At 69.6% G+C, this 352-nt stretch carries 1 protein-coding gene; it reads right to left on the bottom strand.

Annotation, left to right across the window (positions count from 1 at the left end):
• The coding region (locus V1J52_RS26035; RefSeq protein ID WP_330142428.1) for a hypothetical protein at window positions 1-352 on the bottom strand (352 nt) is incomplete at both ends.

Below are 352 nucleotides of genomic sequence, written 5' to 3' on the forward strand. Positions count from 1 at the left end.
CTTCTCGGTCTTGACGGCGACGGGCTTGTCCTTGCGGACGGTGTAGGAGTACTTGATGCTCGGGGTCTGGCTCCTGGCCCGGTCCGGCATCCACACCGAGACGAGGCGGCCGAGCGGGTCGTGGGCGAGGTCGGTGCGCTTGCCGTTGGGGTCGGTCTGCCCGGTGGACTGGCCCCAGGCGGGGGCGTAGTCGGTGGTGGTGACGTGCCCGAGCGCGTTGGTGACCTCGGTCTTCGAGATCAGGCCGTTCACGTCGGTGTACTCGGTCGTCGTGGTCGCGCCGACGGCGTCCGTCTGGGAGGTGGGGCGGCCGAAGGCGTCGTAGGTGGTGGTGCCGGTGACCTGGTAGGTG

The organism is Streptomyces solitudinis (genome assembly GCF_036323765.1).
Taxonomy (GTDB): domain Bacteria; phylum Actinomycetota; class Actinomycetes; order Streptomycetales; family Streptomycetaceae; genus Streptomyces.